Source organism: Halorarum sp. SLYT50 (assembly GCF_059821265.1).
This window is the reverse complement of sequence record NZ_CM187555.1, coordinates 1,897,874-1,910,461: the sequence shown is the minus strand read 5'-3', so window position 1 is coordinate 1,910,461 and position 12,588 is coordinate 1,897,874. Positions and strand designations below refer to the sequence as shown.

The following is a 12,588-nucleotide window of genomic DNA, read 5'->3' as shown; positions in this document are numbered from 1 at the left end:
GGGTGAATCGTACCGCCGCCATGCCCACTGTGTACACGCTCCTCACCGTCGGCCTCACCGACTCCGCCGCGGGCGCGCTCGACGCCCGCGCGGGCGTCGAGACGGTACGCGTCGACACCGAGGGTGTCGTGGCCGCCGTCGGTCCGGGGACGACTCCACCCACCGCGGCGGTGGTGGGCGACGGCATCGCGCTCGACGCCGACGCCGTCGCCGCGCTCGACGCCCGCGGCGTCCCGGTGGTCGCGCTCGCGGACGACCCGCCCGCCGCGGCGTACGTCGACGGGGTCGTCCGCCCGACGGACGACCCGACCGACTCCCTGCTCCGCGAGGTGGACCACGCTCTCGCCGGCGAGACGCGCGTCCAGTTGCGCGACGCTCGCCGGCGGCTCACCCGCCTCCACGAGTGCGCGGCCGACGTCGCCGCCGCGCGGACCGTCGAGGAACTGTTCGAGCGGGCCGCCGCGGCGATGCGGCGGGCGCTCCCGGCGGACCGCGTCGAGGTGCTCGTCCACGAGGGCGACGCCCTCGTCTCGACGGTCCGGGAGGGCGCCGAGACACACGCCGAGGTACCGCTCGACCGCGGCGTCGCGGGCGAGACGTACCGGACCGGCGAGCCGGCGGTCGTTCGCGACGCGAGCGCCCGCGACGCCGTCGTGGACCCGCACGGCGCGGTGGGGTCGCTGGTCAGCGTTCCCGTCGGGAAGTGGGGCGTGCTCGAGGCCGCGGCGGCCCACCCGAACGCGTTCGACGAAACCGATCGGGAGCTCGCCACCCTGCTTGCGACTCACGTCGTGCGAGCGTACGACCGCCTCCGCGACGAGACCGACCCCGGACGGGGGGAGTCGACCGCGGCGACCCTACACGAGGCGATTCCCCGCCTCATCGACGCCCGGGACGAGGCCGCCCTGTTCGAGTCGACCGTCGACGTCGCCGAACGGGCGCTGTCGTTCGACCGGTCGTACCTCCACGTCCGGTCGGACGGGGGATTCGCCACCGTCGCCCGGACGGACGACGACCCGCCCGAGCGACCGTCGGACGTGCGCCTGCTCGGACGGACGTACGCCGAGGGGCGGTCCGTCCTCGTGCGGGACGCCCGCGACCACCCCGCTGGCCGGCCGGCGCACGCGGGCGCGCGGTCGGTCATCAGCGTCCCGTTCTGCGGGGACGGAGTGTTCCAGGCGTTCGCCGACGACTCCGACGCGTTCGACGAGACCGACGTCGAACGCGTGGAACTGCTCGTCTCGTGTGCGGCCGCGACACGCGATCGGATTCGCTCGGAGGCGGCGCTGCGCGAGTCGCAGCGCATCGTCGAGTCGCTCCACGCGGCCGCCGCGGACGTGGCGACCGCCGGGACCGAATCGGCGGTGGTCGAGCGCGCCGTCGCCGCCGCCGAGGACGTGCTCTCGTTCGACATCTGTACGCTCATGCTCCGCGACGGCGAGATGCTGGTCCCGGCGGTCGACTCGACCGACAGCCCGCCCGACGCCTCCAGGCCGATGCGCGTCTCCGAGGGCGTCGCCGGGAAGACCGCTCGCACCGGCGAGTCGGTGCTCGTCGACCGCGTCGCGGACGCGCCGGACGCCGACCCCGCGCGCTCGGAGTACCGGTCGGGCATCAGCGTCCCGATCGGCGACCACGGCGTGTTCCAGGCCGTCGGGACCGAACCGGGGATGTTCGACGAGGACGACGTGAAGCGGGCCGAACTGCTCATGGCGCACGTCGCGGTGTCGCTCGAACGGGTCCGCGCGCAGGCGGACCGCCGCGAGGAACACGACCGGCTGTCGGCGCTGTTCGAGAACGTCCCCGACGCCGCGCTGGGGTTCGAGTTGGTCGACGGCGACCCGGTCGTCCGCGAGGTGAACAGCGCCTTCGAGGAGTCGTTCGGCTTCGCCGCCGAGGAGGTGCTCGGGGACCCCGTCGACAGCCACGTCGTCCCCGCCGAGGAGACGGCCGAGGCGGAGGCCGCCGAGTTGAACGGGCGGCTCCGCCGCGGCGAGACCGTCCGCCGGGAGGTCCGGCGGCGCACCGCCGACGGGGAGCGGGACTTCCTCGCGTTCGTCGTCCCGCTGACGGTCGACGAGTCGAACGTGGGGGGGTACGCCATCTACTCCGACATCACCGAGCGGAAGGAACGCGAGCGCGAACTGCGACGCCAGAACGAACGGCTCGACGAGTTCGCCTCGGTCGTGAGCCACGACCTGCGGAACCCGCTGTCCATCGCCGACGGCTACCTCGACCTGGCGCGCGAGACCGGCGATGACGAGCACTTCCGGACCGCGGAGGACGCCATCGAGCGGATGCGGACGCTTGTGGACGACCTGCTCACGCTGGCGCGCGAGGGTCGGGTCGTCGGCGAGTCCGAACCGGTGGCGCTCGACCGGGCGGCCCGGGAGGCGTGGACGAACGTCGATACGGGACGCGCGGACGTCGACGCGACGGCCGCCGAGGGGACGACGGTGCAGTCGGACCCCGACCGCCTCCGGGAACTGTTCGAGAACCTCTTCCGGAACGCGGTCGAACACGGCGGCGAGGACGTCACCGTCCGGGTCGAGTCGACGGCGACGGGGTTCGCCGTCGTCGACGACGGCCCCGGGGTGCCGCCGGCAGAGCGCGACCGGGTGTTCGAGACGGGCGTCAGCACCGCCGCGGACGGGACGGGGCTCGGCCTCACCATCGTCCGACGCATCGCGGAGGCGCACGACTGGAGCGTCGCCGTGACCGACGGCGAGGCGGGCGGCGCGCGCTTCGAGTTCGAGACCTGAACCCCGGCGGAACGGAGCGCGGTTTATTCCCCTCGGCGGCGTTGGGTTCGGCATGAGCACGTCTGCGTCCACGTCCACCGGCGGCCTCGCGGACCGCCTCGACGGCCCGCTCGGTCTGTTGGCACTCGTCGTCGCCGTCAACCTCGTCGGCGGCGCGCCGGCGCTGCTGGCCGGCCCCGACTCGGCGTGGTTCGCCGCGCTCGAGAAGCCCGCGCTGTACCCGCCGCCGGTCGTCTTCGGCGTCGTCTGGACCGCGCTGTTCACCCTCCAGGCGCTCGCGCTGTGGCTCGTGGTGCGCGGCGGGAGCGGCCGCGCCCGCCGGGTCGCCGTCGGCGCGTTCCTCGCCCAGTTCGCCGTCAACCTGGCGTGGACGCCGGTGTTCTTCGCGCTGCACGAACTGCTCGCGGCGCTGGCGATCATCGCGCTCCTGTTCGTCCTCGTCGCCGGCACCGCCGCCGCGTTCGCGCGGGTGGACCGCCGGGCGGCGCTCCTGCTGGTGCCGTACCTCGCGTGGGTGGCGTTCGCGGGCGTGTTGAACTACCGGTTCTGGGTGCTGAACTGAGATGAACGAACTGGACGTGGACCCCGGCGAGTGAGTGGAGGCGGTGGGTGGCGGCCGCGTCAGATGTCGGCCACGTAGACGGCCCCCCCCGAGTCCGAGCTGGGCGACCCGACCACGGCCGAGTTCTCGCCGAGTGCGACCGAGAACCCGAACAGGTTCCCCGACCGAGACGCCGGGACGTACCTGGTCCGTTGTGTCCACGTCCCGTCGCTCCCCTCGAAGAGGTACGCGCCGGGGCCCCCCGAGGCCCCGACGAGTATCCGGTCACCCCGAAGCGCGACTGAGCGCTCGAATCCATCCCCGGTAGCCCCGTCGCTGGCGGTCAGTTTCGCCGACCGGCTCCACCCGGTCTCCGACCGCGAGAACACGTACACTGCGCCGGCATTGGGCACCTCGTCGGCGTCGGCCCACGACGCCGCGACGACGATCCGCTCACCGTCGGTGTCGACGGCTCCGCCGAAGCGGGCTTGGTCGGGGAGACTCTCGCCCGGTGAGAGTCTCGCGGTCTGTTCCCAGTTCCCGGAGCGGTCGTACGCCGCTCCGACGCGCTCGCCGGCCTCGTTCGGTTTCCCGTCCTCGCCGACCACGGCGGTATCGCCCGAGACGGCGACTCCAGTCCCAAAGGTGTAGTCCTCGTCGTCGATCGGGTCTCCCGGGAGTAGCCGTGCCGTCCGCTCCCACGTGCCGGTGTCCGCCTCGTATACGTACGCGGAGCCTGGAAGGTCCACTTCGTTCGGGGCGCCCACGATCGCCACCGAACTATCGATGTCGACCGTCCACCCGAAGATCTCGCTCGGGACGGTGCCGGTCAACATCTGTGCTTGATCCCACGTGTTCGTTCCCGGAACGCGTCCGAACACAGAGACCATCCGAGGGCTACTGCCCGACGCCGAGACGAACGCCGTGTCACCCTCGACGGCGACATCGCGGCCGAACCCGGCGGCGCGGATGGACGGGCCGATCAGCTTCTGCGACTGGGTCCAGCCGTCGGTTCGAGCGAAGACGTACGCCGCTCCGGCGCCCGGACTCGCGTCGTCGTCGCCGGGCGCACCGACGAACAACGTCGACTCATCGACTGCAACCGACAGGCCGAAATCAGTGTCGGCGTCGGGGTCGCTCCCAGTCAGCCTCGTCGTCATCCGTGTCGTCGGCGCCGACGGCTCGCACGGAATCTGGACGCTCAACTGGTGCGTACCGGGACCGAACGTACCCGTCTCCGAATCGACTAGCGTCTGCTCGGTCCCGAAGGAGAATTCCCCGTCGGGGAGGGGGTAGACCGCGAGCGAGAGCGTGCGTTCACACCCGTCTGCGACCTCGAACTCGACGGAGGCGGTACCGAACGCGATGCGGATCGGCTCGGCCGTGACGCACCGCCGTATCTCCGGGTCGAGCGAGTTGAGCCACGTGTCGAGTTCGACGACCTCCTCGCCGTCCCCGTGGAGTACTGGATGAGCCGATTCTGCCGCCCGTAGAAGTCGTCCGCGCTCTCGCCCAGAACCTCGATGGGGTCGCCGGCCACGAAGTCCACCTGGTAGTAGCAGGGGTCGCCTCCTGGGCCGCCGCAGTCCCCGGAACGCCCGCGCCGAGTAGTCCGGCCGCGACCGCACCCGTGCGCAGTACGTCCCGTCGCGTGAACACGTCGTCTCGCGTCATCGTCCCGTCGCGGTCGACCTGCGGACGGGATAAGCGGCGGCGACCGTCCCGCGCGAGCGTCGGCTGTCAGGGTCGGGTTACGGTCGCGCGGCGAAACGGTTGCGAGCGAAACGCGCCGCTACCCCGACGACCGACCGTCCCGGGTCCTTCTCGGTCCGAGTCGCACGTCGTCTCAGGCCTCACTCACGACCGCCTCGATGCGGTCGAGCGCCTCGTCCACGTCCGCCTCGCTCACGTCGAGGTGCGTACACAGCCGGCAGGTGTGCTCGCCGAACGCCGAGAAGGAGACGCCGCGCTCCGTGCACGCCTCGGAGAGTTCGTCGCCGGTCAGCCCGGCCGCCTCGCTGTCGAGCATCACGATGTTCGTGTCCGGGTCCGGCGCGGAGAGTCCGGGAATCTCGTTCAGGCCCGCCGCCAGCCGCGCGGCGTTCTCGTGGTCCTCGGCGAGTCGGTCGACGTTCTCCAGTGCGAGCAGTCCCGGCGCGGCGACGATTCCGGCCTGCCGCATCGCACCGCCGAACAGCTTCCTGATTCGGCGGGCGCGGTCGACGAACTCCGCGTCGCCGGCGAGCACCGACCCGACGGGCGCCCCCAGCCCCTTCGAGAGGCAGAACATCACCGAGTCGACGTTCTCGGTCATCTCCTCGGGAGCCGTGTCGAGGGCGACGCAGGCGTTGAGGAAGCGCGCGCCGTCGAGGTGGACCGGTACGCCCAGTTCGTGGGCGGCGTCGGCCGCCGCGTCGACGTGGTCCTTCGGGACGGCGACGCCGCCGCGGGAGTTGTGCGTGTTCTCCAGACAGAGCAGGCCCGTCCCCGGTCGGTGGAGGTCCTCCGCGACGTACCCCTCCCGCACCTGCGCCGGCGTCGGGACGCAGCGCTCGCCGCTGTCGACGATGCGCGGCTGAACCTGCGAGAGTTGCGGGACGCCGCCGAGTTCCCACTTGTACACGTGTGCCTGTTCGTCGCACAGGAGTTCCTGTCCCCGGTCGGTGTGGGTGCGGATGGCCGCCTGGTTGCCCATCGTCCCCGAGGGGACGTACAGCGCGTCCTCCATCCCGACCAGGTCGGCCGCGTGGCGTTCGAGTTTGTTGACCGACGGGTCGTCCCGGTAGACGTCGTCGCCCACCTCGGCCGTCGCCGCGGCCTGGCGCATCTCCTCGGAGGGCTTCGTGACCGTGTCCGAGCGCAGGTCTATCATACGCGAACGGTGGCGTGTCGACCGGAAATATCGCGCGGTCCCCGGGCGATGTTGCTCCTTGGTCCGCCCGCGTCGGGTCGATCGCCCCGAACGCGGGCGGCGAGAGCGGTTGGACGGAGCGAACGACGGCGTCAGGCGCGTCCGACGGGGTGAGCCGTCAGTCGTTCGGCCACCGCGTCGTCGGCGCCGACCGCCCGGTCGACGGCGTCGAACGCCGCGCCCGCGACGGGAGTCATCGCCGGGTCCACGACGCGGTAGTCGGTGGCGTCCGCGAACCGGCGGCGGAGTTCGGAGGCCACGTACGCGCTCCGGAGTACGCTCCCGACCGGGGCGACGGCCACCGGGGAGTCGAGACACCCGCCGACGAGTCGGACGCCCGTCACGACCTCCGCGACCGCGTCGTCACACAGCGTCCGCGCGACCGGGTCACCGTCCGCCGCTTCGGCCGTGACCAGCGGCGCCGCGGCGTCGAGCGGGTTCCCGGACGAGGAGTTGTCGAACCGCTCGGTGCCCCGAGCCACCGAGCGGAGGTCGGCCACCGAGTCGCAGTCCCACCGCTCCAGCAGGCGGTCGCCGAGCGGCCAGTCCGCGGGCACCTCACCCCCGAGCAGCGCGTGGAGCGCCCGCTCGCCGAGGTTGTGTGCGGCGGCGCGGGCGTAGTGCAGGTGGTCGTAGTTCCGAACCTCGTCGCCGCTGTCCGTCACCCCGAGCACGACCGAGCCGGTGCCGCAGACGGCCACCACGCCCGGGTCGCCGCGGAGCGCTCCGAGGTGAGCGACCGCCGCGTCGCCGACCACGCGCGGGTCGCAGGCGAGGCCGTCGACGTCGAGGAACCGGTCCACCTCGGCGCGGTCGTCCGGCGCACCGACCCCCGCGACGCCAGCCGTGAGCGCCGTCACGTCGCCCGGCGACCGCTCAGCGTCCGCGAGCGCTCCCCGGACCCCCGCGCGGAGGTTCCGCCGGGCCGTCCCCGGGTCGTTGTGCTCGACGCTCGCGCCGCCCTCCTCGGCGACGCCGAGCACGCGTCCGTCGAGTCCGGCGACGACGACGCGCGTCCGGGTGCCGCCGCCGTCGACGTCGACTACCACGTCGTCGCTCATCGGTCCGACGACCGCGAGCGAGCAGCCTAAATCCACCGCCGGCGGCCGGTCTCGCGCGCCGCCGAGCCGGCCGCCGCGGATTCGTCGGATACAAGCGCTCCTGCTGCGAACACGCGGGAAGAGTGCCGTACGCCACGAACGAAGACGCGCGACTCTACTACGAGACGCACGGCGAGGCGTTCGCCGACGACGACGTGGACGCCGTCGCGCTCTGCGGCGAACTCGGCTACGGGCCGTGGCAGTGGGGCTGGCAGCACGCCGCCCTCGCGGGGCCGTACGAACTCGTCGTGCCCGCGACCCGCGGCACGGGCGAGTCGAGCGCCCCGCCCGGCCCGTGGCGCGTCGCGGACCTCGCGGCCGACCTGGAGGCCGTCCTCGCGGACGCGGGGGTGCGCTCGGCGCACCTCCTCGGCGTCGGCCTCGGGGGGCTGGTCGCGTTGACCGCCGCGCTCGACTCGACGCGCGTCGCGAAGGTCGTCCTCGTCGGCACCGCGGCGACCGGGGACGCGCTGGCACCCGACGCGCTGTGGGCGGACCCGGACGACGCCGACGCGCTCGAGTCGTCGCTCGACGCCGCGCTCTCCGCCGACTTTCTGGCCGCGCAGCCGGACGTGGTGGAGCGCATCGTCGCGTGGCGCGCCGCCGAGGACGCCGACCGGGAGGCGTGGGAGTCGGGGCGGGCGGCCCTCGACACCGCCGGCCTGACCGACCGCCTGTACGAGGTGACGACCGAGGCGCTCGTCCTCCACGGCACCGGGGACGCCGTCTGTCCCTCGGAGCGGGGACGGGCGCTCGCGGACGGCCTCCCGCGCGGGTCGTTCGAACCGGTGGAGGGGTCGGGGCACCTCGCCACCGTCGACGGCGCGCGCGCGGTCAACGACCGAGTGCTGGCGTTCCTCGGCGGGTGAGGAGCCGGAGAGCCCTGCGCGTGGCGCAAGCCCTTTGCCGGCGTCCCGCTCACACCCGACAATGACACGCCTCCGGTTCGCCCTCCTCAACGCCGCGCACTCCTCGGAGAACACCGCCCGCAACTTCCGGCGCGAACTCGACGCGGACCTCGCGGAGTTCGACGCCACCGAGGAGCACCTGCCGGACCACTTCGACTGGGACGGGGTCATCATCACGGGGTCGCGCGCCTCCGTCTACTGGGACGAGCCGTGGATTCCGCCGCTGGTCGAGTGGGTCGGCGACGCCGCCGAGCGGGGCGTTCCGGTGCTGGGGGTCTGTTACGGCCACCAGGTGCTCGCCGAGGCGCTCGGGGGGCGCGTCGCCGGGATGGACGACTTCGAAATCGGCTACAACCAGGTGGAACACGCCGGCGACGACGACCTGTTCGCCGGCATCGACGAGTCGTTCACCGTGTTCACCACCCACGGGGACGCCGTGGTCGACCTCCCGCCAGGTGCGGAACTGCTCGCGAAGAACGAGCACGGCGTCCACGCCTTCCGCGCGGGCCACTGCTGGGGCGTCCAGTTCCACCCCGAGTACGACATGGACACCGCGCGCGAGGTGGCCGAGGGGAAGCGCGACCGCATCGGCGACGAGCGGGTTGACGCGGTGCTCGCGGGCGTGACGCCCGAGAACTACGAGGCGGCCTGCGAGGCGAAGCGGCTGTTCGACAACTTCACCGGCTACTGCCGCCGGGTGCGCGACGAGGGCGACGCCGGCGCGGGCGTGGAAGCGTAAGCCGGAGTTCCCCGGCGACGACTGAGGTCACCGGCGGCGTCGATTCTCTCACTCGGCGGCAACACTTGCGAACGCTTTTCACGCCACGCCGCCCCGTGGATACATGCTCGATTACGTGGGACTCGAAGCGGACCTCACGAGCGAGGAGCGACTCGTCCGGGACACGGCCCGGGAGTTCGTCGAGAGGGAGGTGGCCCCCGACATCGCTCGCCACTACGAGGAGGGGACGTTCCCGACGGACCTCATCCCCGAGATGGGCGAACTCGGCTTCTACGCGCCCAACCTGGAGGGGTACGGCTCGCCGAACGTCTCCGAACGGGCGTACGGCGTCCTGATGCAGGAACTGGAGGCGTGCGACTCCGGCCTCCGCTCGATGGCGAGCGTACAGGGCGCGCTCGTGATGTACCCCATCCACGCGTTCGGCAGCGACGAACAGAAAGAAGAGTGGCTCCCGGCGCTCGGACGGGGGGAGGCGGTGGGCTGTTTCGGGCTGACGGAACCGGAGCACGGCTCGAACCCGAGCGGGATGGAGACCAGAGCGGAGAGAGACGCCGACGGGTTCGTGCTCCACGGGTCGAAGACGTGGATAACCAACTCGCCCATCGCCGACGTGGCGGTGGTGTGGGCGCGCGTGACCAGCGACGGGGGGTCGCCGGTCCGGGGGTTCCTCGTCGAGACGGACCGCGACGGCGTGACGACCAACGAGATTCACGAGAAACTCTCGATGCGCGCGTCGGTCACGGGCGAGATCGGGCTCTCGAACGTCAGGGTCCCCGAAGAGAACGTCCTTCCCGGAGTCGAGGGGATGAAGGGACCGCTGTCGTGTCTCACGCAGGCGCGCTACGGCATCGCGTGGGGCGCGGTCGGTGCGGCGCGGGACTGCTTCGAGACGGCGCGCGACTACCAACTCGACCGCGACCAGTTCGGCGGCCCCATCGCCCGCTTCCAGATTCAACAGGAGAAGCTCGCCGAGATGGCGACGGGAATCACGACCGCACAGTTGCTCGCGTACCGGCTGGCCGAGTTGAAGGAGGAGGGTCGCCTGCGCCCCCAGCAGGTGTCGATGGCCAAGCGGAACAACGTCCGGATGGCGCGCGACCAGGCCCGCGTCGCCCGCGAGATGCTCGGCGGGAACGGCATCACGACCGACTACTCGCCGATGCGTCACATGAGCAACCTGGAGACGGTGTACACCTACGAGGGGACCCACGACATCCACTCGCTCGTCCTCGGGGAGGACCTGACCGGCATCGCCGCCTTCGAGTGACACCCACGGTGTCGCGAGTTCCGTGGCGACGCCGGTCGGTCGAACCGGGATTCCGCCCTTCGAGTAACGAGACGACGGAGTCACCTCGAACGGAAAACTGAGCCGCGAGTGACACCGAGCGAGGACCGACCGTACCGTCGCGCTCGCCCGCGACGCACTCGTCGAGGCGCGCGAGTCGGTCCGAGTAGGCGGCGATGAACCCCGGTTAGGCGTCTGATACGTCTGTCGGCGTTCGGCGGTACGAGCGGTCGAACCGACCGAACGTCCACCACCGTGTGAAAGACACACATACCTAAGTAGGTCGACCGTGAGGGACCGACCGTGTCAGCACCAGTTCGCGACCGCTCGGCCACGCTCGCCTTCACACACGAGGAGGCGTGGGTCGTCCACGCGGCGCTGCTCGAGCGTATCCGCGAGGCGACGGAGGCCGACGAGTGCGACGGGAACTACGCCGAACTCGACGCGCTCGCGACGCTCGAGTCCGAGGCGGAGCGGTTCACCGCGCCGGAGATTCGCGCCATCCACGCGTCGCTCATCGGCTACCTCGCCGACGCGCCACTCCGGGACCGCTCCCCGGGTCGCGGGGCCCTCCAGACGGTGAACGCCGCGTACGACTGAGACGGGCACCACAGCCCGCTCGCGGGGTCGTCGGGTTTAATCGTTCGCCCTCCCTCCCCGAGCGTATGGCGTCGCTCCCGGCTCGCTCGTCGCTCCCGGCTCGCTCGTCGGTCGCCGCGCTCGCGCTCGCGTGCCTGCTCGTCGCCGCGAGCGGCGGGGCCGCCGCCCACGCGAGCGTGCTGTTCGACGACCGGGACCTCGCGGTCGAGTCGGGCGGCACCGTCGAGGTCGGACTCACGTTCCACAACGTCGACACGGCGGAGTTCCGTCTGGAGGGCTCGGACGGCTTCCGGCTTGTCGGGGAGGTGCAGAACACCGGCGACGGGTCGGGGGCGACCCTCACGCTCGATACGGACGCGGCGGGTCGCGGCGAGGCGGGCGACGCCCTGCGCGTCGCCGGCGGGCAGGTGACGGACCCGACCGTCGAGAACGCACCCGGCGGCCCGCTCCCGCCCGGGGAGTACGAACTGAGCCTGTTCACGCAGGGGCTGACCGTCGACCGGGGGACGCTGGTCGTGAACGCGACCACGACGACCGCCGTCGAGACGACGGACGCGCCCGCCGGACCGACGACGACCGGAACCGCGACTCCCAGTGCCGAGACGACCGGGCCGACGAGTTCCGACCCCGCGACGGACGGCGAGGGCGAGACGTCCGCCGGGGCCACGGCCGCCGGGGGGCCCGGGTCCGGTGCGCTCGTGGCCGCGTCCGTCGCGGCCCTCCTCCTCGTCGCGTTCCTCGCCGGGCGGCGGTAGCGCCCGGCGTGACAGAGCGAGACCAGACACCCGGCTGGCGTCGTCGACGCTCGACGATGGACGGCCGGCTTTTACGTGCCGCGGGACCGACGCGAGGACATGGCTACGGCACACGCACCCGGGAGCGTGACGACGGTGTTCGCCCCCGGCGAGGACGACTCCGAGGGGTCGCTCGGCGTGAGCTTCGCCACCGCAGACGGCGTGACCGCGGCGGTCGACCCCGCCGCGGAGACGGCGGTCGAACTCGACGGGGAGCCGACGGCGTTCGACCCGGTCGAGGGCGTCCTCGACCGACTCGGCGTCACGGCCGCGGTCGCACTGTCGGCCGAGGTTCCGGTCGGCGCCGGGTTCGGCGCGAGCGGTGCGGCGACGCTGGCGACGGCGCTCGCGGCGGACGCCGCGTTCGGTCTCGACCGGAGCCGCGACGACCTGGTGACGGCCGCCCACCGCGCGGAGGTCGAGGCGGGGACCGGACTCGGCGACGTGTTCGTCCAGGAGCGGGGCGGTCTCGTCTGGAACACCGGCGACGGCGTCGGGCGCGCCGAGCGGACCGAGACGGTGTCGTACGCGGCGTACGGCGAGGTCCCGACCGCCGACGTGCTCGCGGACGCCGACGCGATGGCGCGGGTCCGCCGGGCGGCCGACGACGCGTTCGACGGGTTCGACCCGGACGCCCCGCTCGCCGACCTGTTCGAGGCGTCGTGGGGGTTCGCGGACCGGACGGGACTGCCGGGCGAGCGCGTCCGAGAGGCCGTCGCGGCGGTCGAGGAGGCGGGCGGGGCGGCGACGATGGCGATGGTGGGCGAGACGGTGGTCGCGACCGGCGCGGACGGCGTCCTCCCCGGGACGACGCGCGTCTCGACCGAGGGCGCGGCGCTCCGGTGAGCGGGTCCGAAGGGCGCGAGCGAGCGGTGCCGGCGCGGACGGAGTAGCCTGCGGCCGGAGGCCTCGCGGATGCCGACGCTTTTGTAGCTGTCCGGGCTACCG

The 12,588-nt window shown here is 72.6% G+C and carries 11 protein-coding genes; 8 read left to right on the top strand and 3 right to left on the bottom strand.

Translation table 11 applies throughout. From position 1 onward, the window contains the following. Positions 1–20: 20 nt before the first annotated feature. Both AC6RUA_RS10000 and AC6RUA_RS09995 read left to right on the top strand, forming a co-directional pair. Positions 21–2,762 (top strand): GAF domain-containing protein, encoded by a 2,742-nt coding sequence (locus AC6RUA_RS10000; RefSeq protein ID WP_499812874.1) that lies wholly within the window; start codon positions 21–23, stop codon positions 2,760–2,762. A 52-nt stretch (positions 2,763–2,814) separates the two neighbouring features. Further along, a complete protein-coding gene (locus AC6RUA_RS09995) occupies positions 2,815–3,324 on the top strand; it encodes a TspO/MBR family protein (RefSeq protein WP_499812873.1) in 510 nt (169 codons plus the stop codon). 59 nt (positions 3,325–3,383) lie between these two features. Here the strand turns inward: AC6RUA_RS09995 and AC6RUA_RS09990 are convergent, their stop codons facing one another. The 3 genes from AC6RUA_RS09990 to AC6RUA_RS09980 form a co-directional block, all read right to left on the bottom strand. Further along, on the bottom strand, positions 3,384–4,931 hold the full coding sequence (locus AC6RUA_RS09990; protein WP_499812872.1) for a hypothetical protein: 1,548 nt from the start codon (positions 4,929–4,931) through the stop codon (positions 3,384–3,386). Between the two features lie 218 nt (positions 4,932–5,149). Next, complete coding sequence (locus AC6RUA_RS09985; protein WP_499812871.1) at positions 5,150–6,175, bottom strand: threonine aldolase family protein; 1,026 nt, start codon at positions 6,173–6,175, stop codon at positions 5,150–5,152. Positions 6,176–6,306: 131 nt separating this feature from the next. Further along, on the bottom strand, positions 6,307–7,275 hold the full coding sequence (locus AC6RUA_RS09980) for a BadF/BadG/BcrA/BcrD ATPase family protein (protein ID WP_499812870.1): 969 nt from the start codon (positions 7,273–7,275) through the stop codon (positions 6,307–6,309). Between the two features lie 122 nt (positions 7,276–7,397). On the opposite strand from AC6RUA_RS09980, the gene AC6RUA_RS09975 reads away from it, so the two are divergent. From AC6RUA_RS09975 to AC6RUA_RS09950, 6 genes are all read left to right on the top strand, one after another. After that, the gene (locus AC6RUA_RS09975; RefSeq protein WP_499812869.1) at positions 7,398–8,183 is read left to right on the top strand and encodes an alpha/beta fold hydrolase; all 786 of its coding nucleotides are present in this window, start codon (positions 7,398–7,400) and stop codon (positions 8,181–8,183) included. Positions 8,184–8,244: 61 nt separating this feature from the next. Next, positions 8,245–8,961 carry a type 1 glutamine amidotransferase gene (locus AC6RUA_RS09970; RefSeq protein WP_499812868.1) on the top strand — a complete coding sequence of 239 codons (717 nt, stop codon included), beginning with the start codon at positions 8,245–8,247 and terminating at the stop codon, positions 8,959–8,961. 103 nt (positions 8,962–9,064) lie between these two features. Beyond that, positions 9,065–10,228: an acyl-CoA dehydrogenase family protein gene (locus tag AC6RUA_RS09965; RefSeq protein WP_499812867.1), complete on the top strand. Its 1,164-nt coding sequence runs from the start codon at positions 9,065–9,067 to the stop codon at positions 10,226–10,228. Between the two features lie 321 nt (positions 10,229–10,549). Next, positions 10,550–10,846 (top strand): DUF7853 family protein, encoded by a 297-nt coding sequence (locus tag AC6RUA_RS09960; RefSeq protein ID WP_499812866.1) that lies wholly within the window; start codon positions 10,550–10,552, stop codon positions 10,844–10,846. 65 nt (positions 10,847–10,911) lie between these two features. Then, the gene (locus AC6RUA_RS09955; RefSeq protein WP_499812865.1) at positions 10,912–11,601 is read left to right on the top strand and encodes a hypothetical protein; all 690 of its coding nucleotides are present in this window, start codon (positions 10,912–10,914) and stop codon (positions 11,599–11,601) included. Positions 11,602–11,700: 99 nt separating this feature from the next. After that, positions 11,701–12,486, top strand: coding sequence for a GHMP family kinase ATP-binding protein (locus AC6RUA_RS09950; protein ID WP_499812864.1), 786 nt, complete (start codon positions 11,701–11,703; stop codon positions 12,484–12,486). Positions 12,487–12,588: the final 102 nt, after the last annotated feature.